21 protein-coding genes are annotated in these 26,876 nt (G+C 72.8%); 13 read left to right on the top strand and 8 right to left on the bottom strand.

Translation table 11 applies throughout. From position 1 onward, the window contains the following. Positions 1-63: 63 nt before the first annotated feature. The 8 genes from Asi03nite_RS05795 to Asi03nite_RS05830 all read left to right on the top strand — a co-directional run bounded on the left by Asi03nite_RS05795 (position 64) and on the right by Asi03nite_RS05830 (position 7,999). The gene (locus tag Asi03nite_RS05795; RefSeq protein WP_203677349.1) at positions 64-1,128 is read left to right on the top strand and encodes an ABC transporter ATP-binding protein; all 1,065 of its coding nucleotides are present in this window, start codon (positions 64-66) and stop codon (positions 1,126-1,128) included. Further along, a complete protein-coding gene (locus tag Asi03nite_RS05800) occupies positions 1,125-2,105 on the top strand; it encodes an ABC transporter permease (protein WP_203677350.1) in 981 nt (326 codons plus the stop codon). The genes Asi03nite_RS05795 and Asi03nite_RS05800 overlap by 4 nt, the downstream gene beginning before the upstream one ends. A 93-nt stretch (positions 2,106-2,198) precedes the next feature. Continuing rightward, positions 2,199-3,278, top strand: coding sequence for an ABC transporter permease (locus Asi03nite_RS05805; RefSeq protein WP_203677351.1), 1,080 nt, complete (start codon positions 2,199-2,201; stop codon positions 3,276-3,278). Then, positions 3,275-4,282, top strand: coding sequence for an ABC transporter ATP-binding protein (locus Asi03nite_RS05810; protein ID WP_203677352.1), 1,008 nt, complete (start codon positions 3,275-3,277; stop codon positions 4,280-4,282). The genes Asi03nite_RS05805 and Asi03nite_RS05810 overlap by 4 nt, the downstream gene beginning before the upstream one ends. Before the next feature lie 84 nt (positions 4,283-4,366). Next, positions 4,367-5,683, top strand: a complete 1,317-nt coding sequence (locus Asi03nite_RS05815) for a GH1 family beta-glucosidase (protein WP_203677353.1) — start codon at positions 4,367-4,369, stop codon at positions 5,681-5,683. Beyond that, the gene (locus Asi03nite_RS05820; RefSeq protein ID WP_203677354.1) at positions 5,680-6,498 is read left to right on the top strand and encodes a class I SAM-dependent methyltransferase; all 819 of its coding nucleotides are present in this window, start codon (positions 5,680-5,682) and stop codon (positions 6,496-6,498) included. The genes Asi03nite_RS05815 and Asi03nite_RS05820 overlap by 4 nt, the downstream gene beginning before the upstream one ends. Before the next feature lie 321 nt (positions 6,499-6,819). Then, positions 6,820-7,020 carry a hypothetical protein gene (locus Asi03nite_RS05825; protein WP_203677355.1) on the top strand — a complete coding sequence of 67 codons (201 nt, stop codon included), beginning with the start codon at positions 6,820-6,822 and terminating at the stop codon, positions 7,018-7,020. A 46-nt stretch (positions 7,021-7,066) separates the two neighbouring features. Beyond that, positions 7,067-7,999, top strand: a complete 933-nt coding sequence (locus Asi03nite_RS05830; protein WP_203677356.1) for an aldo/keto reductase — start codon at positions 7,067-7,069, stop codon at positions 7,997-7,999. A gap of 63 nt (positions 8,000-8,062) precedes the next feature. On the opposite strand, the gene Asi03nite_RS05835 is transcribed toward Asi03nite_RS05830, so the two are convergent. Next, positions 8,063-8,437, bottom strand: a complete 375-nt coding sequence (locus tag Asi03nite_RS05835; protein WP_203677357.1) for a cupin domain-containing protein — start codon at positions 8,435-8,437, stop codon at positions 8,063-8,065. Positions 8,438-8,510: 73 nt separating this feature from the next. Between Asi03nite_RS05835 and Asi03nite_RS05840 the strand changes: the two genes are divergently transcribed. Next, positions 8,511-8,954: a MarR family winged helix-turn-helix transcriptional regulator gene (locus Asi03nite_RS05840; RefSeq protein WP_239102424.1), complete on the top strand. Its 444-nt coding sequence runs from the start codon at positions 8,511-8,513 to the stop codon at positions 8,952-8,954. A gap of 289 nt (positions 8,955-9,243) precedes the next feature. Here Asi03nite_RS05840 and Asi03nite_RS05845 read toward each other — a convergent pair whose 3' ends face one another. The 3 genes from Asi03nite_RS05845 to Asi03nite_RS05855 all read right to left on the bottom strand — a co-directional run bounded on the left by Asi03nite_RS05845 (position 9,244) and on the right by Asi03nite_RS05855 (position 14,585). Next, complete coding sequence (locus Asi03nite_RS05845; protein WP_203677358.1) at positions 9,244-11,766, bottom strand: DNA gyrase/topoisomerase IV subunit A; 2,523 nt, start codon at positions 11,764-11,766, stop codon at positions 9,244-9,246. 14 nt (positions 11,767-11,780) lie between these two features. After that, positions 11,781-13,838 (bottom strand): DNA gyrase/topoisomerase IV subunit B, encoded by a 2,058-nt coding sequence (locus Asi03nite_RS05850; RefSeq protein WP_203677359.1) that lies wholly within the window; start codon positions 13,836-13,838, stop codon positions 11,781-11,783. Positions 13,839-13,973: 135 nt separating this feature from the next. After that, positions 13,974-14,585 carry an adenylate/guanylate cyclase domain-containing protein gene (locus tag Asi03nite_RS05855; protein ID WP_203677360.1) on the bottom strand — a complete coding sequence of 204 codons (612 nt, stop codon included), beginning with the start codon at positions 14,583-14,585 and terminating at the stop codon, positions 13,974-13,976. A 176-nt stretch (positions 14,586-14,761) separates the two neighbouring features. Here Asi03nite_RS05855 and Asi03nite_RS05860 point away from each other — a divergent pair, with 176 nt between their 5' ends. Then, a complete protein-coding gene (locus Asi03nite_RS05860; protein ID WP_203677361.1) occupies positions 14,762-17,572 on the top strand; it encodes a helix-turn-helix transcriptional regulator in 2,811 nt (936 codons plus the stop codon). A 175-nt stretch (positions 17,573-17,747) separates the two neighbouring features. After that, positions 17,748-18,518, top strand: a complete 771-nt coding sequence (locus Asi03nite_RS05865) for a DUF5995 family protein (protein WP_203677362.1) — start codon at positions 17,748-17,750, stop codon at positions 18,516-18,518. Here Asi03nite_RS05865 and Asi03nite_RS05870 read toward each other — a convergent pair whose 3' ends face one another. From Asi03nite_RS05870 to Asi03nite_RS05885, 4 genes are all read right to left on the bottom strand, one after another. Then, positions 18,519-19,001 (bottom strand): hypothetical protein, encoded by a 483-nt coding sequence (locus Asi03nite_RS05870; protein WP_203677363.1) that lies wholly within the window; start codon positions 18,999-19,001, stop codon positions 18,519-18,521. 35 nt (positions 19,002-19,036) lie between these two features. Next, complete coding sequence (locus Asi03nite_RS05875; protein WP_203677364.1) at positions 19,037-20,392, bottom strand: sensor histidine kinase; 1,356 nt, start codon at positions 20,390-20,392, stop codon at positions 19,037-19,039. Further along, a complete protein-coding gene (locus Asi03nite_RS05880) occupies positions 20,385-21,071 on the bottom strand; it encodes a response regulator transcription factor (protein ID WP_203677365.1) in 687 nt (228 codons plus the stop codon). The genes Asi03nite_RS05875 and Asi03nite_RS05880 overlap by 8 nt, the downstream gene beginning before the upstream one ends. Positions 21,072-21,555: 484 nt before the next feature. Continuing rightward, the gene (locus tag Asi03nite_RS05885) at positions 21,556-22,773 is read right to left on the bottom strand and encodes an exonuclease domain-containing protein (RefSeq protein ID WP_203677366.1); all 1,218 of its coding nucleotides are present in this window, start codon (positions 22,771-22,773) and stop codon (positions 21,556-21,558) included. A 140-nt stretch (positions 22,774-22,913) separates the two neighbouring features. Between Asi03nite_RS05885 and Asi03nite_RS05890 the strand changes: the two genes are divergently transcribed. Together Asi03nite_RS05890 and Asi03nite_RS05895 are read left to right on the top strand one after the other, a co-directional pair. Beyond that, on the top strand, positions 22,914-23,876 hold the full coding sequence (locus Asi03nite_RS05890; protein WP_203677367.1) for a glutathione S-transferase family protein: 963 nt from the start codon (positions 22,914-22,916) through the stop codon (positions 23,874-23,876). 77 nt (positions 23,877-23,953) lie between these two features. Next, positions 23,954-26,833: an SWIM zinc finger family protein gene (locus Asi03nite_RS05895; protein ID WP_203677368.1), complete on the top strand. Its 2,880-nt coding sequence runs from the start codon at positions 23,954-23,956 to the stop codon at positions 26,831-26,833. The last annotated feature ends 43 nt before the right edge of the window (positions 26,834-26,876 follow it).

The raw sequence follows: 26,876 nt of genomic DNA on the forward strand, positions 1-26,876 counted from the left end.
CGCGGGCGCCCCGGTCGCCGGGGCGCCCGCGTCCCCTGTTCGCTGCTTCGTAAGGAACCCGGCATGACGTCGATCCCCGACGCGAAAGCGCCGGCCGCCGAGGTGGTGCTTGAGGCGATCAGCCTGACCAAGCACTTCCCCGTCCGCCGGAAACTGCGCGACCTGTTCTCCCACCGCAAGGACGCGGTGCACGCCGTCGACGACGTGAATCTCACGCTCCGGCGCGGACAGGTGGTCGCCCTGGTCGGCGAGTCCGGCTCGGGCAAGTCAACCATCGCCCGGCTGCTCGCCCAGCTCTATCCCCGCACCAGCGGGGACATCCGGCTGCACGGTGAGACGACGAAGGTCAAGGGGGGCGCGGCGTTCCGCCGGTACTGCTCCCAGGTCCAGATGATCTTCCAGGACCCGTTCGCGTCGCTGAACCCGACGCACACCATCCGGTACCACCTCACCCGGTCGCTGAAGATCCACGGCAACGCCGGCAAGACCGCCGAGGACCTCGACCGGGCGCTCATCGAGCTGCTGGAGCGGGTGCAGCTGACCCCGCCCGAGCGGTACCTGGACAAGTTCCCGCACGAGCTGTCCGGCGGCCAGCGGCAGCGCGTGGCGATCGCCCGGGCGCTGGGCGCCCGGCCCGAGGCGCTGCTGGCCGACGAGCCGGTGTCCATGCTGGACGTCTCGATCCGGCTGGGGGTGCTGAACCTGCTGCGCGACCTGCGGGACCGGCTCAACCTGGCGATCCTCTACATCACCCACGACATCGCGTCGGCGCGCTACTTCGCGGACCAGACGATGGTCATGTACGCCGGCCGGATGGTCGAGGGCGGCGACAGCGAGACGGTCACCCAGTCGCCCGCTCACCCGTACACCCGGTTGTTGATCGACTCCGCGCCGGACCCGGACCGGCTCGCCGGCACGTCCGACGCCGAAGGCGAGGACGCCGGCAACGGCGAGCCGCCGAGCCTGATCCACCCGCCGGCCGGCTGCCGGTTCCACCCGCGCTGCCCGTTCGCGATGGAACGCTGCAGGACCGAGCTGCCGGTCCCGCTGGAGATCGGCGACGCGCCCGGTCACTGGGCCGCCTGCTGGTTGTACGACCAGAACGAGAAGGCCGAGGTGGCCCAGTGAAATACCTGCTCCAGCGCATCGCGTTCTACCTGTTCACCGCGTGGGCCGCGATCACCCTGAACTTCTTCATCCCGCGGATGGTCCCCGGCGACCCGGTGCAGGCCCTGATCACCAAGTACCAGGGCCAGCTCAGCACCCAGGCGATCGACTCGCTGTACGTCCTGTTCGGACTCGACAAGGACAAGGGTCTCTGGCAGGAGTACCTGGACTACTGGGGCCAGCTGTTCCACGGCGACCTGGGCCTGTCCTTCACGTTCTTCCCGACCCCGGTCTCCGAGATCATCTCGTCGAGTCTGCCGTGGACGCTGCTGCTGGTCGGCATCACCACGATCATCAGCTTCTTCCTCGGCACCGGCCTCGGCGTGCTGGCCGGCTGGCGGCGTGGCTCGTGGGCGGACGGCCTGCTGCCGGTCACCACGTTCCTCTCCTCGGTGCCGTACTTCTGGCTCGGCATCATCGCGATCTACCTGCTCACCGGTCCGGGCAGCTTCTTCCCGTCGTCCGGCGGCTTCGACAACGGCCTGGTGCCGGCGTTCGACCAGTACTTCATCCCGAGCGCGCTGCGGCACAGCGTGCTCCCCGCGCTGACCATCCTGATCTCCTCGGTCAGCGGCTGGATCCTGAGCATGCGCAACATGATGGTGACGGTGTCCAGCGAGGACTACATCACCGTCGCGCACGCCAAGGGGCTCACCGACCGCCGGGTGGCGATGAGCTACGCGGCCCGCAACGCGCTGCTGCCGAACGTCTCCGGCTTCGCGCTGTCGCTCGGCTTCATCGTCGGCGGCACGCTGCTCGTGGAGATCGTCTTCTCCTACCCGGGCATCGGCTTCCAGCTCTTCCAGGCGCTGGGCGCCCAGGACTACCCGCTGATGCAGGGCATCTTCCTGATCATCACGATCTCGGTGCTGGTGGCGAACCTGATCGCGGACGTGGCGTACCTGCTCCTCGACCCGCGCACCCGCAAGGAGGGCTGACGCGATGAACGACCGCACCGAGCGGCACCTCGCCGAGCCGGACAGCCCCCTCGCACGCGAGGGCCAGGAGGGCTTCGCCAAGGGAGCACAGTCATGACCATTCCCACCTCCAGCATCGAGCAGGTCATCCCCGGCGAAGGCTCGATGGCGCAGCCGGAGACCGGCAAGAGGGGCAAGGCCAAGCGGCAGCGCTTCCGCTTCGTGTCCAACCGCAAGGCGGCCACCGGCCTGGTCATGCTCGCGATCTACCTGCTGTTCGCGATCATCGGACCGTGGGTCGCGCCGTACGCGCCGGACGCCCGCAGCAACGACCTGATCCAGAGCCCGTCGGGCGCGCACTGGCTCGGTACCACCCACCTCGGCCAGGATGTCTTCAGCCAGCTGCTGGTCGGCACCCGCAGCGTGATCTTCGTCGGCTTCTTCGCCGGCATCATCGCCACCATGCTGTCGGTGCTGATCGGCGTGACCGCCGGCTACCTGGGCGGCAAGGCGGACGAGGGCCTGTCCGCGCTCTCCAACGTCTTCCTGGTCATCCCGGCGCTGCCGCTGATCATCATCATCACGTCCACCCTGGAGAACGCCGAGGACTGGCTGATCGCCCTGGTGATCGGCCTGACCTCGTGGTCCTGGAACGCCCGGGTGCTGCGCGCGCAGACGCTGTCGCTACGCCGCCGGGACTTCGTCGACGCGTCCCGGGCCACCGGCGAGAAGACCTGGCGGGTGATCGTCTTCGAGCTGATGCCGAACCTGACCGCGGTGATCGCCTCGGGCTTCGTCGGCACTGTCATCTTCGCGGTGCTCTCCGAGATCACCCTGGCCTTCATCGGTGTCACGTCCAGCACCACCTGGAACTGGGGCACGATCCTGTTCTGGGCGCAGGGCCAGCAGGCCCTGGCCCAGGAGGCCTGGTGGTGGTTCATCCCGGCCGGCCTGGCCATCGCGTTGCTCGGCACCGCGCTCTCGCTGATCAACTTCGGCATCGACGAGTTCGTCAGCCCGCGCCTGCGCAGCGCCGGCAAAACCAAGATCAAAACAATTGATGGACGTACGGTCCGGATGCGCATCGGTTTCACACCGGTCCTGAGCAACTCCCCCGAGCCGCACACGCACGCCCGGCCGCTGGCCGATCCGGGCGCCGCGACGCCCGTCGTCAAGAAGGAGGTGGCCCCGTGAGCGACCCGGTGCTCGAGATCCGCAACCTGAACGTCGAGTACGGGCTGGGCGACCAGGCGGTCCGCGCGGTCCGCGACGTGAACCTGACCCTGCACCGCGGTGAGGTGCTCGGCCTGGCCGGCGAGAGCGGCTCGGGCAAGTCGACACTGGCGTACGGCATGACCCGCCTGCTCGCCCCGCCCGGCGTGATCACCGGCGGGCAGGTGCTCTACCACCCGGAGCAGGGCGAGGCGTACGACGTGCTCGGCCTCTCCGACCGCGAGCTGCGCGGGTTCCGCTGGGCCGAGACGGCCATCGTGTTCCAGGGCGCGATGAACTCGCTGAACCCGGTGCACAAGATCTCCACCCAGCTCACCGACGTGCTCAAGGCGCACCGGCCGGACATGTCCGAGTCGGCGCGCCACGCCCGGGCACGCGAGATGCTCAAGCTGGTCGGGATCGCCGCGGACCGGATGGACGCGTACCCGCACCAGCTCTCCGGCGGCATGCGGCAGCGCGTGATGATCGGCATGGCGCTGATCCTGCAGCCGCAGGTCGTGATCATGGACGAGCCGACCACCGCGCTCGACGTGGTCATGCAGCGGCAGATCCTCGGTCAGTTGATCGAGCTGCGCGAGCGGCTGGGTTTCTCGGTCATCTTCATCACCCACGACCTGTCGCTGCTCGTCGAGTTCTCGAACCGGATCGCGATCATGTACGGCGGCCGGATCGTCGAGGAGGCGCCGGCGGCGGCCATCTACCGGGACGCTCTGCACCCGTACTCCAAGGGTCTGCTCGGGTCCTTCCCGGCCCTGCGCGGGCCGCGCCGCGAGCTGACCGGCATCCCCGGCTCCCCGCCGGACCTCAAGGGCATGCCGAGCGGGTGCTCGTTCCACCCCCGCTGCCCGAAGGCGTTCGAGCCGTGCTCCGGGAACATCCCGGTGCTGGGCCGGCCGGGGACGCCGGACGGGCCGAGCCGGTCGGTGGCGTGCTGGCTGCACCCGACCGAGCAGCCGGTCGGATAGGCAGGCGGCCGGCCCCCTGCCGTCGGGGCCGGCCGCCACAATCCCGCACAGGGGAAATCCGCAATCCTGCATAGGGGACATTTCGTGACTTTCACGTGGGGTGTGGCGACCTCCGCCTACCAGATCGAGGGCGCCGCCGCCGAGGACGGCCGCACACCGTCCATCTGGGACACCTTCGCCCACCGCGTCGTCGGCGAGCACGGGGACGTGGCCTGCGACCACTACCACCGGATGCCCGACGACGTGCGGCTGATCAAAAGCCTGGGCGTGGACGCGTACCGGTTCTCGGTCTCCTGGCCACGGGTACAGCCCGGCGGGCGCGGCCCGGCGAACCCGGCCGGCCTGGCCTTCTACGACCGGCTGATCGACGAGCTGCTGGGCAACGGGATCGAGCCGTGGCTGACGCTGTACCACTGGGACCTGCCGCAGGAGCTGGAGGACGCCGGCGGCTGGCCGGAACGGGACACCGCCCACCGGTTCGCCGACTTCGCCGCGCTGGTCTCCGACCGCTTCCGGGACCGCGTCAAGAACTGGCAGACGCTGAACGAGCCGTGGTGCGCCGCCTATCTCGGCTACCAGCACGGCGTGCACGCGCCCGGCCGCCGCGACTTCGGCGACGCGCTGCGCGCCACCCACCACCTGCTGCTCGCCCACGGGCTGGCGGCCTCCGTCGTGAAACGACCGGACAACTCGGTGGGGATCGCGCTCAACATCGGCACCGCCACCCCGCACACCGACGACCCGCTGGACGTCGCCGCCGCCCGCCGCGCCGACGGCAACGTCGCCCGGATCTTCCTCGACCCGCTGGTCTTCGGCCGCTACCCGGAGGACGTGCTGGCGGACCTGGCGGCGCGGGGCCACCACCTGCCGGTCCGGGACGGCGACCTCGCGATCATCAACCAGAGGCCGGACGTGCTCGGCGTCAACTTCTACTTCGGACAGGACTTCGCCGGCCGCGACGAGCACGGCAACACCCACGACGAGCGCGGGCTGCCGATCGTCCGGGAGATCCGGCCGGACGTGCCGACGACCGCGATGGGCTGGGCGATCACCCCGGACCGGTTCACCACGCTGCTGCTGCGCCTGCACCGCGACTACGGCGTGCCGCTCGCGGTGACCGAGAACGGCGCCGTCTACGACGACCACCCGTTCCCCGACGGCTTCGTCGCCGACCAGGAGCGGACGGCGTACCTGAAGGCGCACGTCGAGGCCACCCTCGCGGCCCGGGAGCAGGGCGCGGACGTGCGCGGATACTTCGCCTGGTCGCTGATGGACAACTTCGAGTGGGCCGAGGGGTACGGCCGGCGGTTCGGCCTGGTCGCGGTCGACTACGAGACCCAGCGGCGTACGCCGAAACAGAGTGCGCTGTGGTTCCGTGACCGCATACGCTCCGGCCTGTGAGCGACTACCTGACAGTCAACCGCGCCAACTGGGACGAGCGGGCCCCGGCGCACGCCGCGTCCGCGGACTACGGCCTCGCACGCTTCGTGGCCGACCCCGCGCACCTGAGCGACGTGGTCCGCTTCGACCTGCCGCTGCTCGGCGACATCGCCGGGCAGCGGGCGGTGCACCTGCAGTGCCACATCGGCACCGACACGCTCTCGCTGTCCCGGCTCGGCGCCACCATGACCGGCCTGGACTTCTCCGGTGAGTCGCTGAGGCAGGCCCGGCTCCTCGCGTCGTCGGCCGGCGCGGACATCAGCTACGTGCAGAGCGACGCGTACGCCGCGCGGGACGCCCTGGACGGCGACTTCGACCTGGTCTTCACCGGGATCGGGGCGCTCGGCTGGCTGCCCGACGTCAAGCGTTGGGCGGCGACCGTGGCGTCGCTGCTCAAGCCGGGTGGGCGGCTGTTCATCCGGGAGGGACACCCGGTGCTGTGGGCCTGCGACTACGACCGTACCGACGGGGTGATCGCGCTCTCCGAGCCGTACTTCGAGCAGGCGGAGCCGCAGATCTACGACGAGGACGGGACCTATGTGGACACCGGGGCGACGTTCACGCACACCGTGACGCACGAGTGGAACCACGGGCTCGGCGAGATCGTCACCGCGGTGCTGGCGGCCGGGCTGACCCTGACCGGCCTGGTGGAGCATCAGAGCGTGCCGTGGAACGCGCTGCCCGGCCGGATGCGCCGGCTCGGCAACGGGGAGTGGCAGCTCGCCGACCGTCCCGAGCGCCTCCCGCACACCTACACCCTCCAAGCCGTCAAGTAGCCCGCCGCCCGCCCCCACGGGTGTCTCCGAGGCGTTGAGACACCCATCAGGACAAGCCGACCCCGGAGGCGCGGCCGGGCCGGGAGTAGCAGCGGCATGGCGGTGACGACTGTCCGGGCACCGGCGCTCCGGGCGTACCCCATCGATCCGAGCGGCCTGGACCCGGTTGCGGCCCGCGGGCTTCGCCGCACACAGCGGGTCGCCGGCCCGCGGCAGCGTGTCGGCCGGAGCCTCGCCCGGACGGACCTCCCGCCGGGCCCAGTTTAGAGAGCGGACGGATCCGGGTATCTGCCGCGCATTCCCCTGGTTTGGAGGCTCTCGATGCGTGCAGGCGCGGTTGTCATCGTCATCTGGCTGCTGCTCGGGCTGGTCGCGGCGTACCAGCGCAATTATTTCAAGAACACCGGCGACGCGAGCTGCGCGGAGGCCGGCACCGTCATCGTCACCACGCTCGCCGGGCCGCTGAACTGGCTCGGGGTCAACCCGAAGATCAAGTGCGAGGTGCCGGAGCCGTCCAAGTAGGCGGCTCTTGACCTGGAGCGCGCTCCAGGTCCTAGCGTCGTGGGACATGGAACTTCGTAACTTCGGGCGACTCGGGCGGATCAGCGCACTCACCCTGGGCGGCGGCGGCATCGGCGGCGTATGGGGCCGGACCGACCGGCGCGAGGCGGTGGCCACCGTGCACGCCGCCCTCGACGCCGGCATCACGATGCTGGACGTGGCGCCGTCCTACGGCACCGACTTCGAGTCGGAACGGGTGGCCCGCTCGTTCTCCTCCGCCGACCTCCTGATCACCTCCAAGGTCGGGCTGCCGGACGATCACGAACGGGACTTCGCCGCCCGCATCCGGCGCGGCCTGGTCGCGAGCCTGGAGCGTCTCGGCCGCGACCACCTGGATCTCTTCCTGCTGCACACCCAGATCCGGGCCGGCGCCCCGGTGCCCGAGACCATCGACCGGGACGGGTACCAGGAGGCCGCGGCGGCCTTCGCGGCGCTGCGGGACGAGGGGCTGATCCGGGCCTGGGGCATCACCGCGGTCGGCCATCCGGATCAGGTGCTGGCCGCGCTGCGGGGCACGCCCCGCCCGGACGCCGCCCAGGTGATCGTGAACGCGCTCGACCTCAACGGGTGGTGGGCGTTCGACGGCGTGCCGCCGAGGGGCGACGAGATCGTTCGCTCCGCTCACGAGAACGGGGTCCAGGTCATGGGCATCCGCGCGGTGGCGGCCGGGGCGCTCACCTCGGCGATTGATCGTACGACCGGAGCCGGCGACCCGGTGGCTGCCGACTTCGATCGCGCCGCCCCCTTCCGCAAGGTCGCCGCGGAGTGGGGAACGCCGCCCGCCGTGCTCGCGCATCGGTACGCGCTCTCGGTGCCCGGCGTCTCCACAGTGGTCCTCGGCGTGAAGAACCGGGCCGAGCTCGCGGAGTGCGTGGCGGCCGAGGCGGCGGGTCCGCTGTCGCCCTCCGAGATGGACGCGCTGCGCGCTCTGGCCCGGTGACCACCACCGTCGACCGAGCCGGCGCGCCCTGGTGTCACCGCCTTCGCCGGCGCGGACCGCGCTCTAGCGAACCCAGGGCGGGCTGATCACCGAGCCGTCGGGCAGGGTGGCCTCCAGCCCGACGCTGGTGGTCACCCACGCCTCGGCGGTCTCCGGGCCCCGGTTGTCGACGCCGAACTCGGCGCCTGCCGGGACCCGGAGCACGTCTCCCGGGTCCAACTGCTCGACGGCGCCGTCCAGGTGGACGTGGATCCGGCCGGTGAGCACCAGGATCACCTCCTCCTTGCCGACCCGGTGCGGGATGCCCGCGGTCCCCGGGGCGATCTCCAGCCGCCAGGCGCAGAGCTCCTCGCTGCCGGCCCGCGGCGAGACGTACGAGTGGAAGACCGCTCCGTGCAGGCGGTGCCGCACCGCGTCGCCGTGCTTTCGTACTGCCATCTGCTCCCCCTCATTCGGTCAAGTGACTTGACGAAATGGTCAACCAGCTTGACCGCCGTGTCAAACTCGACCGGTGCGACGTGATCTCCTGGACCTGCCGGTGCTGCTGCTCGGTGCGGCATCCGCGCTGGTGGACGGCATCAACGCGGGAATACGCGCCCGCGGCTTCACGGATCTGCGGCCGGCACACGGTTTCGCCTTCGTGCGCCTCGCCCCGTCCGGCGCGACAGTGGTGGAACTGGCCGAGCATCTGGGGGTGACCAAGCAGGCGGCCAGTCAGATGGCGGACGAGCTGGTCCGCAAGGGGTACGTCGCGCGCCGGCCGCACCCTTCGGACGCCCGCGCGCGGCTGCTGACCCTCACCGAGCGGGGGTGGGCGTGCACCCGGGCCGCCGACGAGGCCGCGTCCGAGGTGTTGCGGCCGTGGGCCGACGCTCTCGGGGCTGACCAGGTGGCCGCCGTGCGGGCGGCGCTGTCGGCGCTGACCGTCCCCGGCCGCATCCGCCCAACCTGGTGACCTTCCGCCCCCCAACCACCCGAGCCCATCCCAGCCCGGTCCCCCAGCCGGGACTGATGGTCGCCGAAGCCCGTCCGGAACAACCACCAGCCCCGGCCCGGTCCACTCGACTGGGGCTGGTGATTGTTCCGGACGGGCCGAGACGACCATCAGGGCCACCGGAGGGCTTGGCCGGGGGTGAGCATGGGTTCGGACGGCCACCAGGGCCGGCTGGGTGGTGGTCGCTCGGGGTGGCATGGAACGCGAACCGCCCGCCGCGTGGGCGGCGGGCGGTCGGGGCGGGACGTGGTCAGTCGCGCTCGATGTGGTGGCCGATCAACTGCGGTCCCATGAGGACAGCGGTGCCGGAGCCGTCGCGGCGGGTGTCGACCTCGGGGAGCTCGACCGGGTCGCCGGTGTTGGTGGCGCCGACCGGGCGCGGGCCGACCCAGGCCACCGCCAGCGCCGACTCGCCCTTCAGGAAGCGCTGCACCCGCACCCCGCCGGTGGCGCGGCCCTTCGCCGGGTACGACGCGAACGGTGTCACCTTCACCTGCGTGCCGGTCGACGTGACGACCATCGGCTCGCCGTGCGTGGGGTCCGAGGTGGACACCGCGTTGAACGACACGACCGTGGCCTCCGGCGTCAGGTTGATGCCGGCCATGCCGCCACCCTTGAGGCCCTGCGGCCGCACCAGCTTGGCCGGGAAGCGCAGCAGGCTCGCGTCCGACGTGACGAACACCAGCGACTCGGCGCCGTCCACCAGCCAGGTGGCCTGCAGCACCTCGTCACCCTCCTTGAGGGTGATCACCTCGAACTCGTCGGAGCGCACCGGCCACTCCGGCGCGCAGACCTTGACCACGCCGTGCCGGGTACCCAGCGCGAGACCCGGGGAGTCGCCGGCGGCCAGCGGCGCGAGCCCGACCACCTTCTCCCCCTTCTCCAGCGGCACCAGCTCGGACGCGGACATGCCGCCGCGCAGCGACACCGTCCCGGACTGCTCGGGCAGCACCGGCAGCGGCAGCACGTCGGTCTTGAACGCGCGTCCCCGGTTGGTGATCAGCAGGATCCGGCCGCGGGCGGTGGAGTGGATGAGCGCGCGGACCGCGTCGTGCTTGACCCGGCCGCTGCGCTTGCGGCCCTCGGCGGACTCCTCGCTCTCCGCCGCGGTCCGGGCGATCAGGCCGGTCGCGGAGAGGATCACCTGGCACGGGTCGTCGGCGACCTCGAGCGGGCCGGCCGGCACCGAGGCCGCGAGCACCTCCTTGAGGTCGCCGTCGATCAGCGTGGTGCGCCGGGAGCTGGCGAACTCGCTGGTCACCTCGGCGAGCTCGTCGGAGACGACCTGCTTGAGCACGGCTTCGTCGTCCAGGATCCGGCTCAGCTCGGCGATCTCGTTGCGCAGCCGCTCCTGCTCGGTCTCCAGCTCGATCCGGTCGAAGCGGGTGAGCCGGCGCAGCGGGGTGTCCAGAATGTACGTCGCCTGGATGTCGCTCAGCCCGAATTCGCTCATCAGCGACGACTTGGCGGCCGCCGCGTCGTCGCTGGCCCGGATGATCGCGACCACCCGGTCGATGTCGATCAGGGCGATGAGCAGGCCGTCGACCAGGTGCAGGCGGTCCTGGCGCTTGGTGCGGCGGAACTCCGTCCGCCGGGTGACCACCTCGTAGCGGTGCTGGACGAAGACCTCCAGCAGCGCCTTGAGCCCGAGCGTGCGCGGCTGGCCGTCGACGAGCACCAGGTTGTTGATGCCGAACGAGGTCTCCAGCGGGGTGAGCCGGTAGAGGTCGGCGAGCAGCGCCTGCGGGTTGACGCCGACCTTGCACTCGATCACCAGGCGGGTGCCGTGCTCGCGGTCGGTCAGGTCCTTGACGTCGGCGATGCCCTGCAGCCGGGCCGCCTGCCGCTGGCCGCGCTTGGGGCCGGAGGTGATCATCTTGCCCTTCACCTCGTCGGTGATGGCTTCGATGATCTTCTCGGCGCCGACGCCGTACGGCAGCTCGGTCACCGTGATCGCCTGGCGCCCGCGCCCGCCCTCGAGCAGTCCGGTCTGCGCCCGGGCGCGCATGCGCACCACGCCACGGCCCGTCTCGTACGCCCGGCGCACCTCGTCGAGGCCGAGCAGCTGGCCGCCGGTCGGCAGGTCCGGCCCGGGCACGAAGCGCATCAGCTCGTCGAGGCCGGCGTCCGGGTTGGTGATCAGGTGCCGGGCGGCCGCGACCACCTCGCCCAGGTTGTGCGGGATCATGTTGGTCGCCATCCCGACCGCGATCCCGGACGTGCCGTTGACCAGCAGGTTCGGGAAGGCGGCGGGCAGCACCTTGGGCTCGACGTCGTCGCCGTCGTAGGTCGGCTTGAAGTCGACGGTGCCCTCGCCCAGCTCGCCGACCAGCAGCATCGCCTCGCGCGACATCCGGGCCTCGGTGTAGCGGGCGGCGGCCGGCCCGTCGTCGGGCGAGCCGAAATTGCCGTGCCCGTCGATGAGCGGCGCGTTCAGCGAGAAGTCCTGCGCGAGCCGGACCAGCGCGTCGTAGATCGCCACGTCGCCGTGCGGGTGGTACTTGCCCATCACGTCGCCGACGACGCGGGCGGACTTCACGTACGCCCGGTCCGGCCGGTGGCCCTGCTCGGACATCGACCAGAGGATCCGCCGATGCACCGGCTTCAGCCCGTCCCTGGCGTCCGGCAGCGCCCGCGAGTGGATCACCGAGTACGCGTACTCCAGGTAGGAGTCCTCGACCTCGGTGGTCAGCGGGTTGTCGATGACGCGGGCGCCGGCCTGATCGAACGCGGACAGGTCGACGCGATTATCGGTGTTCTTGCGGCGTGCCATGAAACAGCGACCTCTCAGGCGTCGATCGTCTCTTGATCGATGCGGCCCGCCGCGTCGATCAGCCAGTTCTTCCGGGGCTCGACCCGCTCACCCATCAGCAGTTCCAGGGTGGCCTCGGCACGGTCGGCGTCGTCCAGCGTGATCCGGCGCACGGTGCGGCTGGCCGGGTTCATCGTGGTGTCCCACAACTCGTCGGCGTCCATCTCGCCGAGCCCCTTGAACCGGGGCACCGGCTTCTGCACCTGTTTGCCGGACCGCTCGTACCGGCTGACCGTGCTCTCCATCTCCTGCTGGGTGTACGTGTACACCGTCTCCGGGTTGCGGCCCTTGGTGACCACCTTGTGCAGCGGCGGCATAGCGGCGTAGAGCCGCCCCTCCTCGATCACCGGGCGCATGTACTTCGCGAAGAGGGTGATCAGCAGCGTCCGGATGTGCGAGCCGTCGACGTCGGCGTCCGCCATGATCATCACCCGGCCGTACCGCATCGCGCCGATCTCGAACGTGCGGCCCGAGCCGGCGCCCAGCACCTGGACGATCGCCGAGCACTCGGCGTTGTCCAGGACCTGCTGGAGGCTGGCCTTCTGCACGTTGAGGATCTTGCCGCGGATCGGCAGCAGCGCCTGGTACTCCGAGGAGCGGGCCATCCGGGCGGTGCCCAGAGCGCTGTCGCCCTCGACGATGTAGAGCTCGCTGCGGGAGATGCCGGTGGAGCGGCAGTCGACCAGCTTGGGCGGCATCGACGCGCCCTCCAGGGCGGTCTTGCGCCGGGCCGCGTCCTTCTGCTGCTTCTGGGTGAGGCGGACGCGGGCCGCGTCCACCACCTTCTGCAGGACCGTGCGGGCCTCGGTCTTGGTGCGCCGGCCGTCGATCCACTCCTTCAGGTACGCCTCGACCAGGGTCTGCGTCACCCGGGTGATGCCGGCCGTGGAGAGCTCGTCCTTGGTCTGCGAGGTGAACTGCGGCTCGGGCACCCGCACGTGGATGACAGCCGTCATGCCCTCCAGCAGGTCGTCCAGGACCGGCGGCTCCTCCTTCGGCTTGAGCAGGCCGCGGGCGTTGCGGATGGCCTCGGTGAGCGCACGCACCAGGGCACGCTCGAAGCCCTTGCGGTGCGTGCCGCCGTGCACGTTGCGGATGGTGTTGGTGAAGCACTCGACGTTGCGCTCGTACCCGGTGCCCCAGCGGAAGGCGACCTCGACCTGGGCCTGCCGGACCACGTTCGACTGCATGACGCCGTTGGCGTCGGCGGCGTTCTCCTTGTATGTCCCCTCGCCGGTGACCATCAGGATCCCGGAGACCGGCTTGTCGGCGGCCGGGGTCAGGAACTCCACCATGTCGACCAGGCCGTTGGGGTAGTGGAACGTCTCGGTGTGCGGCTCCTCGGCGGTCGCGTCGAAGAGCGTGAACTGCACGCCGGGCACCAGGAACGCGGTGTTGCGCAGCTTGGTGCGGACCGCCTCGACGTCCAGCCGGGCGCCGCTCTCGAAGTAGCGGGCGTCGTACCAGTACCGCGTCGAGGTGCCGGTGGGCTCGCCGCGCTTCATCCGGCGGGCCACCCGCAGGCCCGGCTGCGGGGTGAACGGCGCGGTCGGCCCGGGGCCGTCGAAGACGCCCGGCACGCCGCGCTGGAAGGAGATCTCGTGCACCTTGCCGTCGCGCTTGACGGTGACGTCGTAGCGCAGCGAGAGCGCGTTGACCGCGGAGGCGCCGACGCCGTGCAGACCGCCGGACGCCTTGTATCCGGAGCCGCCGAACTTGCCGCCGGCGTGCAGCCGGGTGAGCACCAGCTCGACGCCGCTCAATCCGCTCTTGGCGTGCACGTCGGTCGGGATGCCCCGGCCGTCGTCGTCCACCTGGACCGAGCCGTCGCCGTGCAGCGTCACGGCGATCCTGGTGGCGTGGCCGCCGACCCCCTCGTCGGTGCAGTTGTCGATGATCTCGTTGGCCAGGTGGTTGATGCCCCGGCTGTCGGTGGACCCGATGTACATCCCTGGGCGTTTCCGGACAGCGTCCAGCCCTTCCAGGTGCGTGAGGTCGTCAGCCCCGTACAAGGTCTCTGGCTGTGCGGTCACGAGGTGGCTCTCCCGGTCGCCCTTCGGTGGTCAGAACGGCGCGAGCCTACCCGGAGCGTCCGACACTTCTGTCCCTGGCGAGCCAGGTGACGGCAGGTCAGGTCGAAAATTCGGGAAAAAGGTTACAAAATTCCGCTAGTTGACCGCCATCAGGCGGGCGGACTGCGGCTGTAGCGCGCGCCACAGGTCCAGCGGGCACACCTTGCCCGGCACCGACACCGGCGGCATCTCCTGGTAGGCGATCAGCTCGTCGCTGACCTCCCGGGTGGCCGAGCAGACCACCACCGTGTCGTGCGGCGCGTACGCCTGCAGCCGGGCCGCGGTCGCCACCACGCCCCCGCTGATCATCCCGTAGCCCCCGTCGAAGGCCGCCAGCGGATCGACGATGACCTCGCCGGTGGCCAGCCCGGCCCGGGTCCGGACCCGGTGCCTGCCGGCCAGGAGACGCCCCCTCAACGCCTCCTGGACCGACAGGCCCGCGCGCACGGCCGAGGCGGCCGCCTCCGGCTCGAAGCCGTCCTCGCCGGCGCCGAACACCGCCATCACCGCGTCGCCGACGTACTTCTCGACGATGCCGCCGCCGTCCCGGACCACCCCGGCCACCGCCGAGAAGTAGTCCCGCTGGAGTGCCCGGACCTCCGCGCAGTCGAGCCGGTCCACCAGCGCGGTGAAGCCGACGATGTCGATGAACAGCACGGTCACGGTCTGGCGCCGCTCCGCGACGGCGTCGATGGTGCTGGCGGTCATGTCTCACGCTCCCCCAGAGCACTGCCTTGGCCGGGAGAACGGTGCCAGCCCGCGCCCGGCCCGCGGATCCGCAGAACGACGTATCTCCGAGCTGATCGACACTCGTCATTTTTGTGACGCAGAACAGTCCGAATTGACGACAACGTGGTAGGTGCTTTCGGATTAGGCTGCCGGACATGGCCAGCCAGGGGGACGACGGGCCGCTTGTCGGGCGCACCGGCACGCTGGCCGACATCAAGTCCTACTTGGGCGATGTCGGTCCCGGCGGGACGGCCGCGGTCTTTCTGACCGGGGAGAGCGGTGTCGGCAAGAGCCGGCTGCTGCGGGAGACCGCCGACGCGTTGCGCGGTGGGGGTTTCGCGGTGCTCTTCGGCACCTGTCTGGACATCGGCGACGCCTCGCCGCTGCACCCGGTGCTGCAGGCGCTGCGCCGGCACGACAGCGCGCCGGCCACTGTGGCCGACGACGCCGGCGCCCTGCTCGACCGGGTGTCGCGGGACCTGCGCGCGATCGCCGGCGACCAGCGGCTGCTGCTCGTCCTCGACGATCTGCAGTGGGCCGACCGGAGCACCCGCCAGCTGCTGCTCTACCTGCTCGCCGGTCTGGGCGACGTGCGGGTCTCGGTGCTCGCCGCGATCCGGGCCGAGGCCCTGCACGGCACCCACCCGCTGCGCCGGGTGCTGGCCGAGCTGCGCCGGCTGCGCTCGGTGCGGGTGGTCGACCTGGCCCCGCTGGACCAGGAGCAGACCCGCGAGCTGGTCACCGCGATCGCCGGCGGGGAGGTGGCCGGGGAGGACGCCGAGCGGGTCTACAAGCGCAGCGGCGGCAACCCGTTCGTGGTCGAGGAGCTCGCCAGGGACCTGCGCGACGGCCGGGTGGAGCTGTCCGACACGCTCCGCGAGATCTTCCTGTCCCGCATCGACGAGCTCCCGCCGAACGCGCACGCCGTGGTGAACGCGCTGGCCGCGGGCGTCGAGCCGGTCGAGCACGCGGTGCTGGCCCGGGTGGTGCGCCTGGCCGAGGACGAGCTGCTGGAGGCGGTCCGCGCCGCGGTGGCCTACCGCTTCGTGGTCGGCGACGGCGAGGGCTACCGGCTGCGCCACCGCCTGGTCGCCGAGGTGCTGGAGCAGGAGGTGCTGCCGGCCGAGGCGGCCGCGCTGCACCGGCGGTACGCGGAGGCGCTGGAGACCTGCCCGGGCGACGCCGACCACGCCCGGCTGGCCCACCACTGGCAGCGGGCCGGGCTGCCGGCCCGGGCGCTGCCCTCGGTGGTCGCCGCGGCCCGCTCCGCGGAAGGTCTGTACGGCTTCGCCGAGGCACACCGGCACTGGACCCTGGCGCTGCGGCTGACCGGCGAGGACGCGGCCGAGCGCACCGAGCTGCTCGGCCACGCCGCCGAGTCGGCGCACCAGTGCGGCGAGCACCTGCTCGCGCTGGCCCGGCTGGAGGAGCTGGCCGGCCGCGCGGACGCGCCCACCGAATGCGAGCTGCACCTGCGCCGGGCCCGCTACCTCGCGGCGGCGGGCCGGTCCGAGACCGCCGAGCGGGAGTACGAACTGGCCCTGCGCTCCTCCGACTGCACGCCCCGGCTGCGCGCCACCGCCGCCGCGTTCCTCGCCGAGCTGCTGCTGCACCTCGGACGGTACGCGGACGCCAACCAGCACGCCCGGGACGCGCTGGAGCTGGCCGCGATCGACGGCTCGACCGCCGACCTGGTCCGGGCCAGCGCCGCGCTGGGCTTCAGCGCCGCCTTCCGCGAGGATCCGGACGCCGGCCTGGCGGTCATCCGGCACGCCGTGGAGATCGCCGAGCGCTCCGGCCACCCGGACGACCTGGGCGTGGCCTACCTGCATCTCGCCGAGCTGCTCACCGGCCCGCTGAACAGCATCGAGGAGGGTGTGCTGGTGGCCCGCCGGGGCGCCGACCGGCTCGCCTCGCTCGGGGTCGGCCGCACCTATCAGACGCGGCTGCTGGCGATCGCCGGCAACGGCCTGTTCCGGATCGGCCAGTGGGCCGAGGCGGACTCGGTGCTGGAGGAGGCGATGCGGCACCGCCCGTCCGGCGCCGACGCGGTGGAGCTGCTGCTCGCCCGCAGCCGGCTCTGGGTGGGCTTCGGCGAGCTGGACAACGCCCGCCGCGACCTGGACGCGGTGGCCACGCTGCTGGCCGGCGGCGGGGCCCGGCACGTGCTGCCGATGCTCACCCTGCGCTCCGGCCTGGCGATGTGGCAGAAGGAGCACGCCGACGCCCGCGCCGCGGTGCAGCGTGGCCTGACCGAGACCCGCTCCGACGACCTGGTGCTGCTCGGCGTGCTGGCCTGGCACGGGCTGCGGGCCGAGGCGGAGGCGCACGCGGACGGCGCGCCTGTCGACCCGGGCGCGCTGCGCCGGCTCAAGACCGTGGTGGGCCGCCTGGAGACCGGCGCGTCCAACGCCGCGCCCGAGGTCAGGGCGGTGCTCGACGGCTACTTCTACCTGTGCGCGGCCGAGCTGAGCCGGATCGAGGACCGGCAGGATCCGGAGCCGTGGGCCCGCGCGGCGGCCATCTGGGACCGTCGGGCGCAGCCCTATCCGGCCGCCTACTCGCGTCTGCGGCACGCCGAGGTGGCGCTGAGCCGGCGGGCCCGGCGCACGGCGGCGGTGGCCGGGCTGCGCCAGGCGTATCTGACCGCGACGGCGATGGGCGCCCGCCCGCTGGCGAACGAGATCAGGAGCGTCGCGCAGCGTTTCCGGGTCGCCCTCGCGGACGACGCGGACACCGTGCCGATGACGCCGCCGGAGCCCGATTCCGGCGATGAGCTGGCGGTTCTCACCGGCCGTGAGCGCGAGGTGCTGGCCGCGGTGGCCGAGGGCCTGACGAACCGGGAGATCGGTGAGTTGCTGTTCATCAGTGAACGCACGGTCGGGGTGCACCTCGGGCACATCTTCGACAAACTGCAGGTGCGTACCCGCGTACAAGCCAGTCGGGTCTATTTGACAGCGGCCTGAGCAGGCAATCGTTATCTCGCCGTGACATACGTACACGGAATACGTCGTTCTACCGATCCCCTCGCCCGCTGCCGGTGGAAGGCTGTGGGCACGGGGGAGCACCGCCCGGTGGTCGCAGAGCCGCCGGGCGGTGCTGGGGGCCCTCCGCACATCAGCAAGTCGCGTGGAGGATCCGATGACCCAGCCCATCTGGGGGCCAGTGCAGGCTCAGATGTCCGTGATCCTGCGGGAACACCCGGACGACGTGCCCGCCGTCGTGGCCCAGCTCAGCAGACTGCAGGACGTGCTCTGCCAGGTGCCGCCGTTGCTGAGCGGCAACCCGCTGGCCGATTTCAACGAGCTCTACCTCGCCATCACCGAGAACGTCCTGGACCGGCTGTACGCGGGCAAGTTCAAGGACCCGGCGTTCCTGTCCCGGCTCGACGTGGAGTTCGCGGCCCGGTACTTCGACGCCCTGCGCTACTGGACCGAGGGCAGCCCGGCCTGCCCCGGCGTCTGGGCCGGTCTGTTCCACCGCATCCCCGGACCGGACGCGCGCCCGCTGCCGTCCGCCGTCGCCGGCGTCAACGCGCACATCAACTTCGATCTGCCGTTCGCGCTGGTCACCACGTTCGACCACCTGGGCAGCGACCCGATCGACGGCAGCGACCAGCACCACGACTACCTGCAGGTCAACGACATCTTCGCGGAGGAGATCCCCGGCCTGCGGCGCGGCTACCTCGACCGTTGGCAGCTGCTCATCGACACGATGAACGGCGACCTGGACGACTGGTGGCAGGGCGAGATGGTGGAGTACACGCGGAACGTCGCGTGGCGCAACGCGCAGAAGATCTGGGCCATCCGGCACGACCTGATCGCGCTCGACGCGGAACGCCGCCGGCTCGACCGGACCGCCACCGGCCTGGGCAAACTGCTGCTCTCGCCGTTCGCCGGCTTCCTGCAGTAGTCACTTCGCGAGCCGGATCAGCCGGGCCGAGGTCGCCGAGCCGCTCCGCACGCCGCCGATGCCGACCTCGACGCCGGTCGTCAGCGCGGCACGGTCCACGACCTTGCGCTCCCGCACGATCCGCAGCGGATCGCCGTAACTCCAGGTGAGCTCGAAACCGTCGGTGGATCGCACGGTCAGGCTCGTGCCATCGACCGCGGTGATCTTCCCGCGCTGCACGACGACGATCCGTACACCGTCCTTGGCCTGGACGGTGACCTCGCCGTGCAGCGCGTCGCGGCGCAGCAGCTTGCGCACGACGCGCGGGCGGACGCCGTCGTGGGGCGCCGCGCTGGGTGACGCGTCGGTGGTGAATCCGACCTCCTCCAGCGCGACCGACTCCGCCCAGGCGCCGGCATCCGAGGGTGTCGCGGCCGCGCCGCATCCCGCCAGGGCGAGGGTTGCGGTCGCGGCCAGGATCATGGCTTTCCCGTTTCGATTCATGGGTACGACGATGCGCCCGCCGCGATCGGCGGACGTCAGCCGATTGTTCGGGTCCGGTAAGGAAGCTCCACGGTGAACATCGCCCCGCCCTCCGCGGCGTGCCCGGCCTCGATCCGCCCGCCCAGCCGGGTCACCAGGCGCGCCGCCAGCGCCAGCCCGAGCCCGCTGCCGACCTTGCGGATGCCCCGGTAGCGGCGGTTCAGCGCGCCCCGCTCGAACGCCACGGCCAGATCCTCGTCGGTGAAGCCGGGCCCGCCGTCGCGCACCTCGAGCACCCCGCCCGACTCCCCGGCCCGTACCGCGAGCACCAGTGGCGCGCCGGCCGGGACCACCCGCAGCGCGTTCTCGCAGAGCCCGTCGAGCACCTGCCGGATCCGGCCGGGATCGGTCGCCACGATGACCGGCTCGTCCGGCACCTCCACCGACAGGCTCGGCCCGTCCGGCGCGCATCGGGCCGACCAGGCGCGACCGGCCTCCCGGACCAGCTCGGCGAGATCCACCGCGACCACGTCCAGGGGCAGGTCGGCGGCCTCCAGGCGGGACAGCACGAGCAGGTCGGAGATGAGCCGGTCCAGCCGGTCGGCCTCGGCGAGCACGGTGGCCCCGGCCTGCGCCGCGCCGTCCGCCGCGACCACGCCGTCGGCCAGCGCCTCCGCGTAGCCACGGATGGTGGACAACGGCGTACGCAGCTCGTGGGAGACCGACAACAGGAAGTCGCGCTCCCGGCCCTCACTCGTCCGCAACGCCGCGGCCAGCTGATTCACCGCCTCGGCGAGGCGGACGGCCTCGGCCGGGCCGTGCCTGGCGATCCGCACCGACCGGTCGCCGGCGGCGAGCCGACCGGCCGCCGCGGCGGCCAGCTCGATCGGCCGGGTGACGAAGCGGGCCAGCAGCGCGCCGGCCAGGGTCCCGCCGAGCAAGCCGGCCAGCAGCGCCCACCAGACGCCGCCGAGCACCTGCCACGCCAGGCCGGAGGAGGCCGGGCGGGTCAGCACCACGCCGGCATCGATGCCGGACAGCGGGCGGCCGGCGATGAACGAGGCGCGCCCGCCGACCCGGTCCCGGAGATCCACCAGGCCGCCGCCGGCCAGCTGGGCGATCACCCGCGGTGGCAGGCCCGGCTTGTCCGGCACGCCGCGCCGGATCAGGTAGATCTCGATGTCGTCCCGGCGCAGCCGCTTGGCGATCTTCTCCCGGGCGGCCGGGCGCTCGTCGGCGAGCAGCTCGACCGCGAGCGCGCTCTTCTCCACCAGCTCCGCGCGCACCTGGGCGTGCACCGAGCGGACCGCGACCGGGACGGCGACCAGCGCCGTGACGATCACCGAGACCACCGCGGTGGCGGCGGTGACCAGGACGGCGCGGCCGGTGAGCGTACCGAGGAAGTCACGCATCGGCGGTGTACCCGACGCCCCGGACGGTCCGGATCAGGCCGGCCGCGCCGCCCAGCTTCGCCCGGACCTGGGCCACGTGGACGTCAACGGTGCGGGTGCCGGCGTGCGAGGCGTAACCCCAGACCGCGGCGAGCAGCTCCTCGCGGGTGAAGACCCGGCCCGGGCGGCCGAGGAGGTGGGCGAGCAGGTCGAACTCGGTTGCGGTGAGGACCAGTGGCGTCGCGCCCAGGTGCGCGGCGCGCCGGCTCCGGTCGAGGGTGAGCGGGCCGAGAGTCCGTACCCCATCGGTCTCCGGTGGGCCCGCGGCCCGGCGCAGCAGGGCCTTGACCCGGGTGACCAGCTCGCGCGGGCTGAACGGTTTCGTCACGTAGTCGTCGCCGCCCAGCTCCAGGCCGAGGATCCGGTCCACCTCGTCGTCCCGCGCGGTCAGGAAGATCACCGGCGTCCAGTCGCCGTCGGCGCGCATCCGGCGGCAGATCTCGGTGCCGTCCAGGCCGGGCAGCGCGATGTCCAGGATGCCGGCCACCGGGCGCAGCCGGCGGGCCGCGGCCAGACCGGCCGGGCCGTCGTGCTCGACGTGCACGCCGAACCCCTCCCGGCTCAGGTAGAGCCGGACCAGGTCGGCGATCGGACGCTCGTCCTCGACGACGAGCACGAGCCCCTTGGATGTGTCGGTCACGGATCACATCATGCCGTCGCCGCCGTCCGGGCGGTGTTCGAGTCAGGTAAGGCCCGCCGGCACGGGCGCCGGGAAGGCCTCAGGGGTTCCTTCGCGGATTGACGGAAAGCGCTCTCCGTCCGTGCTATAAAGGGCGGCGATCCCGGCGCGGGCCCCGGTCCAGTCGCTTCTTGGTCAGTGCGGACCTCGTCTCGTGCTGGCCCGGCCCGGTGGCCGGTCCGGGTCGTCGCCGGCCGTGAGTCGCCCGGTTCCTGAGCCGGGCGAGGCGTCGCACACGGGGGGATGCCTCGCCCCACCTGCGGATTCCCGGTGGCCGCCCGCTGCGCGGGCGGCCACCCCGCCACCCCGCACCCGCATCGCCGCCAGGTTCCGGCTGGTCGTGAGGGCCTGTCCGGGGCCCTTGGGAGACCCCTGCGCGCCAGCCGGAAGCCGGCGGCGCGGCCGCAACCGGAAGTTGCCGCGGGCCCGCGGCGTACCGGAGAAATCAGTGCGCGGCCTGGAGCAGCGCTTCCAGCATGGCCTTGTAGGCCGCCGCCGTGACGATCGGGATCCCGTACTGGCGGGCCAGCTTGGCCACGCCGGACAGCGAGTCCGGATCGGCCGCGACCAGCAGGCGGGTCTGCTTGGTCACCTTGCGGGCCGTGCGCAGGCCGTGGGTCAGCGCGTCCACCTCGAGATGCTCCCGCGGCGGGTGCAGGTTCCCGGTGAAGACCACCTGGTCCCCCGGGCTGAGCTGCCACTGGACGGGCTGCGCGGCCGGCTTGGCGGTGGCCTCGTCCAGAGCGCGGTCGACGTCGGCCGGGGTGAGGCCGAGCAACTCGGCGACGCCGTCCAGATCCAGGCGCTCGGCCCGGGTCAGGATCTGGTCGGCCAGGGCGACAGCGGCCAGGCCGGAGAGGTAACGGTGGTGCAGGAACTCGGCGTCGGCGCGGGAAAGACCGATTCTGCCCGCCGCGTTGACCAACTGGTCGGCCTCGCTCGCGGAGATGTGCCGGTCCAGCAGGACGCCGTCGAGCAGGGCCAGGTACGCGTCGGCCTTCGGGTTCAGCTGCCGCGGCAGGCGGTCGACCAGACGGGTGAGGAAGTGCGGCTCGCGCTCCTCGGGACGGCGGCGCGGGACCGGCGCCACCGGGCTGACCGGCAGCCGCGGCCACAGCGCCTGCCGCGCCTCGTCGATCAGCTCGGCCCACGGCGGCGGGTCGCCTGCCCGGCCCAGGTAGTAGGCGAGCAGCTCACCGGCGGCCCGGGCGCCGTGCAGCGCGGAGTACTCCCGGTGGGGGCCGAGACCGGCGGCCGCGCGGCACGCCGCCAGGCTGCGCGACGCGGCCGGCAGGAAATGCCCGGCCAGACGCATCGTGCACAGCCCCCGGTCGTCGTCGACCGGGACCGTCACGCCCAGCTTACCGAACTCGGCCGCCAGGAACCCCGCGTCGAAGAGCAGGTTGTGCGCCACCACCAGATGCCCGGCCAGCCGCTCGGCGACCTGCCCGGCCAGCTCGGCGAAGACCGGAGCGCGGCGGGCCTCGGCGCCGGTGATCCCGTGCAACTCCTGCGGGCCCAGGTCACGGTCCGGGTTGACGAGCGTGCACCACTCGTCCCGGACCCGGCCCGCGCTGTCCAGGCGCACCACCGCGATCTCCACGATGCGGTCGTGCCAGCTGGTCCTGGCGCCGGTGGTCTGCAGGTCGAGTACGGCGTACATGAGAAGAAAATTAGGCGACCGCCCCGGCCCGGCGCCAGCCGGCCCGCAGGCCGTCCCCCGACCGGCCGAGCTGCGGGAACGCCGACGCGGCGGACCGGCGGCCGCGGTCCCGGCGGCGGGATCCGGGCGGGCGTTGCAGGATGGTCGGTATGAGCTCCGGCGAGTACACCCGCGACCAGCACTACCTCACCACCCGGATCACCGCCGACGGCCGGGACGGGTACCCGGTCGAGCCGGGCCGGTACCGCCTGGTGGTGAGCCGGGCCTGCCCGTGGGCGAACCGCGCGATCATCGTGCGGCGCCTGCTCGGACTGGAGGACGTGCTGTCGATGGGCGTCGCCGGCCCGACGCACGACGAGCGGAGCTGGACCTTCGATCTGGATCCGGGCGGGCGCGACCCGGTGCTCGGCATCGAACGGTTGCAGGAGGCGTTCCTCAGACGAGTTCCGGGGTACGACAAGGGCGTCACGGTCCCGGCGATCGTCGACGTCGGGTCCGGCGAGGTGGTCACCAACGACTTCGCGCAGATCACCATCGACCTGTCGGTGGAGTGGCGGGCCTTCCACCGCCCCGGCGCCCCGCAGCTGTACCCGGCGGCGCTGCGCGCGGAGATCGACGAGGTGAACGCGGCAGTCTTCCGGGACGTGAACAACGGCGTGTACCGGGCCGGCTTCGCGACCTCGCAGGAGGCCTACGAGAAGGCGTACCACCAGTTGTTCGACCGCCTGGACCAGCTCTCCACCCGCCTGGAGGGGCAGCGGTACCTGGTCGGTGACACGATCACCGAGGCGGACGTCCGGCTGTTCACCACCCTGGCCCGCTTCGACGCGGTGTACCACGGGCACTTCAAGTGCAACCGGTCCAAGCTGAGCGAGATGCCGGTGCTCTGGGCGTACGCCAGGGACCTGTTCCAGACGCCGGGCTTCGGGGACACCATCGACTTCGGCCAGATCAAGGAGCACTACTACGTGGTGCACCGCGACATCAATCCGACGGGCGTCGTCCCGGCCGGGCCGGACGTCACGAACTGGCTGACCCCGCACGGCCGCGAGGCGCTGGGCGGCCGCCCGTTCGGCGACGGCACTCCCCCGGGTCCGGTATAGCCCCGGCCCGTCGTCCGCAGCGAGCGGTTGTCCACAGGGCGCCGCTTTTCGTCGTACCCCCGGCCTAGGGTCGTCACGTGCCCGCGCAACGATGGTCCGTCAGCCAGGCCGAGTCGCTCGCTCCCGACCCCGGCGCTCTCCGGCGTGCCCGGGGCGTGGCCGGGCAGTTCACCGCCACCGGCCGGCTCGACGACATCCTCTGGGGGCTGTGCCGGGGTCACCGGGTGGCGGCCGACCTGGCCGGGCCCGCGTTCACGTGTTCCTGTCCCAGTTTCCAGGCGCCCTGCAAGCACGCGGTCGGCCTGGTGCTGCGCTGGGCCGAGACCGGCACCGGGGACGAGCCGGCGCCCGAGTGGGTCACCGGGTGGCGGGCCGCGCGGGTGGCCCGGGCCCGGCGACGGGCCGAGTCCACGCCCGATCCGGTCGCCGCGGCGAGACGCGCCCGGGAGCGGGCCGAGCGGGTGGCCGGTGGCGTGACCGAGCTGCGCCGGTGGCTCGACGACCAGGTCGAGCAGGGTCTCGCGGACCTGGGGCGGCGCGGTCGCCAGGCGTTCGAGCCGCTGGCCGCCCGCCTGGTGGACGCGCAGGCGCCGGGCGCCGCGAGCGCGGTCCGGCGGCTCGGTGCGATCGCCGGCATCGGCCCGCAGTGGGCCGACCGGCTGCTCGGCGAGCTTGCCGTGCTGCACCTGCTGGCCACCGCGTACGACCGGCTCGACACGCTCGACCCGGCGACGGCCGCGACCGTCCGCGCCGGCCTCGGCTTCCGCACCCCGGCCGAGGAGGTGCTGGCCGGGTCGCGGGTCGCCGACCGCTGGCAGGTGCTGGGGCAGTCCGACAGCGACGACGGCACGCTGACCACCCGGCGGACCTGGTTGCACGGCTCGTCGACGTCCCGGTTCGCGCTGGTGCTGTCGTTCGCGGCGCCCGGGCAGCCGCTGGCCGCCGACCTGGTGCCGGGCACGGAGTTCCGTGGCGACCTGTGCTTCTACCCGGGCGCGGCGCCGCTGCGCGCGCTGGTCGCCGCACGCGACAGCGCGGCCGAGCCGTTCGGCTCGCCGGACGGGGCCGGCTCGGTGCGGGCGACGCTCTCCCGGTGGTCCGTGCTCCTGGCCGCCGACCCTTTCCGGTACGACGGTCCGATGCTCCTCGCCGATGTCACACCCAGCCCGGACGGCTTCCTCGTGGACCCGGCGGGGGACGCGTTGCCGCTGGCCGCCGGGTTCCGGGAGCCGTGGTGGCTGCTCGCCGCGGCGGGTGGGCGGCCGGCTCCGGTGGCGGCCGAGTGGTCGTCCGGCGGGCTGCGACCGCTGGCGGCGTGGGTGGACGGGGAGTTCGTGCCGGCCGGGGCGGCGGCGCCGGAGACCGGGGCGCCGCGGGCGGCCGAACTGCCGCCGGAGGTGCTGGCGGCGGCGCTGGTGGGGACGGCTCGGCGGCCGTGGTCCGGTCGTCCGGTTCGGGTCGGGCCGGCCCGGATCGACCTGGACCGGGGTGACGGCGCCGCCGCGGGGTTCGCCGCCTCGGCGCCCACCGGCCCGGAGCAGGCTTCTCCCCGGTCCGCGGCGGCGGACCTGCTGGACGCGGCAGCGGTCGCCCTGATCGCCCGGCGGGCGGGAGTCCTGCCCGAGACGGCGAAGGCGCCGGTCCCGGCGGCGCCCGCGGAGAACGACCCGCCGCTGCCGGTCGCGGCCGGCGTGCGGCTGGGGCGCATCCTGAGTGGGAGCGCGCCCGGAGGCGCCCACCTCGAACCGGAGCTGCTGGCGCAGTGGCTGGCCGCGGCGGCCGCGCGCGGTGGCGTGGCGCCGCCGGTGCTGCTGCCGGCCCTGCTGGACGCGGCCCGGCGCAACACCACGGTCCGCGGGCCGGTGGCGCGCGTCGCCGGGCGGCGCGGCGGCTGGCTGGCCGCGCAGCGGGCCGACTGGGGATGGCTGCTCGACGAGGTCACGCCGGTCGCGGTGGCCGACTGGGCCACCGCGAGCGGCACGGAACGGCTCGGGCACCTGGCGGCGCTGCGGCGCGCCGACCCGGCTCGGGCCCGCGAGCTGGTGGCGAGCACCTGGGAAACCGATCCCGCGGAGCAGCGCGCCCGGTTCCTGCAGACGTTCGCCGACGGGCTCTCCCCCGGCGACGAACAGCTGCTGGAGCGGGCGCTGGACGACCGGCGGAGGGAGGTCCGGCAGATCGCGGCCGAGCTGCTCCGGCACCTTCCCGGGGCCGCGCTCGGGCAGCGGATGCGGCAGCGCGCGCACGCCGCGGTGCGGCTGGTGCTCGGCGATCCGGTGCGGCTCGCCGTCCGGCCGCCCGGAGAGCTGGACGCGGCGCTGCGGCGGGACGGGGTGGGCGCCGGCCCGGCACACGGCGCCGGAGCCGGGGCGTGGCTGCTGGAGGAGGTCCTCGCCGGGACCCCGCTGGACTCGTGGACCGAGCTGGAGCCGACCGGTTATCTCGCGCTCGCCAGGGGGAACGACTGGGCCACGCCGCTGGTGCACGGATGGGCCAAGGCCGCCGTCACGCAGCGCGACGTGCGGTGGGCGACCGCGTTGCTCGGCGCCGACCGGGGTGTGCTGCGCGAGGCGGTCCGCTGGGACCTGCACCTGGTGCTGCCGCCGCGGGAGCTGGCCCGGCTGGCCGCCGAGGCGTTGCGGACCGAGGACGGATCGGCGCACCGGCTGCTCGCGCTGCATCCGGGGCCGTGGCCGGAGCGGCTGAGCGTCACCGTGCTGGAGACGATCGCGCGCCGGGCGCGCACCGATCGGCACACCTGGCAGCTGGGCGAGCTGTGCCGGACGGCCGCGCCGGCCATGCCGCCGGAGTATGCCGATCTCACCGGCCGGCTCGCCGCCACGCTGCAGCCGGAGGTCGATCCGAGCCGGGTCCGGCCGGTCGCCGATCTGGCCCGCGCTCTGGTGTTCCGCGAGGAGATGATCGGCGAGCTCCGCACCCCGGAGGCGTCCCGATGACGGCGCCGGGGGCGGGGGGCGGGAAATGTCGTACCCCGGCGAT

The organism is Actinoplanes siamensis (genome assembly GCF_016862395.1).
GTDB classification, from domain to species: domain Bacteria; phylum Actinomycetota; class Actinomycetes; order Mycobacteriales; family Micromonosporaceae; genus Actinoplanes; species Actinoplanes siamensis.

Excerpts from the sequence above, each read along its gene's own strand:
- Asi03nite_RS05795 (WP_203677349.1), top strand. The coding sequence starts at position 64 with ATGACGTCGATCCCCGACGCGAAAGCGCCGGCCGCCGAGGTGGTGCTT.
- Asi03nite_RS05805 (WP_203677351.1), top strand. The coding sequence starts at position 2,199 with ATGACCATTCCCACCTCCAGCATCGAGCAGGTCATCCCCGGCGAAGGC.
- Asi03nite_RS05825 (WP_203677355.1), top strand. The coding sequence starts at position 6,820 with ATGCGTGCAGGCGCGGTTGTCATCGTCATCTGGCTGCTGCTCGGGCTG.
- Asi03nite_RS05830 (WP_203677356.1), top strand. The coding sequence starts at position 7,067 with ATGGAACTTCGTAACTTCGGGCGACTCGGGCGGATCAGCGCACTCACC.
- Asi03nite_RS05835 (WP_203677357.1), bottom strand. The coding sequence starts at position 8,437 with ATGGCAGTACGAAAGCACGGCGACGCGGTGCGGCACCGCCTGCACGGA.
- Asi03nite_RS05845 (WP_203677358.1), bottom strand. The coding sequence starts at position 11,766 with ATGGCACGCCGCAAGAACACCGATAATCGCGTCGACCTGTCCGCGTTC.
- Asi03nite_RS05855 (WP_203677360.1), bottom strand. The coding sequence starts at position 14,585 with ATGACCGCCAGCACCATCGACGCCGTCGCGGAGCGGCGCCAGACCGTG.
- Asi03nite_RS05860 (WP_203677361.1), top strand. The coding sequence starts at position 14,762 with ATGGCCAGCCAGGGGGACGACGGGCCGCTTGTCGGGCGCACCGGCACG.
- Asi03nite_RS05865 (WP_203677362.1), top strand. The coding sequence starts at position 17,748 with ATGACCCAGCCCATCTGGGGGCCAGTGCAGGCTCAGATGTCCGTGATC.
- Asi03nite_RS05870 (WP_203677363.1), bottom strand. The coding sequence starts at position 19,001 with ATGAATCGAAACGGGAAAGCCATGATCCTGGCCGCGACCGCAACCCTC.
- Asi03nite_RS05875 (WP_203677364.1), bottom strand. The coding sequence starts at position 20,392 with ATGCGTGACTTCCTCGGTACGCTCACCGGCCGCGCCGTCCTGGTCACC.
- Asi03nite_RS05885 (WP_203677366.1), bottom strand. The coding sequence starts at position 22,773 with ATGTACGCCGTACTCGACCTGCAGACCACCGGCGCCAGGACCAGCTGG.
- Asi03nite_RS05890 (WP_203677367.1), top strand. The coding sequence starts at position 22,914 with ATGGTCGGTATGAGCTCCGGCGAGTACACCCGCGACCAGCACTACCTC.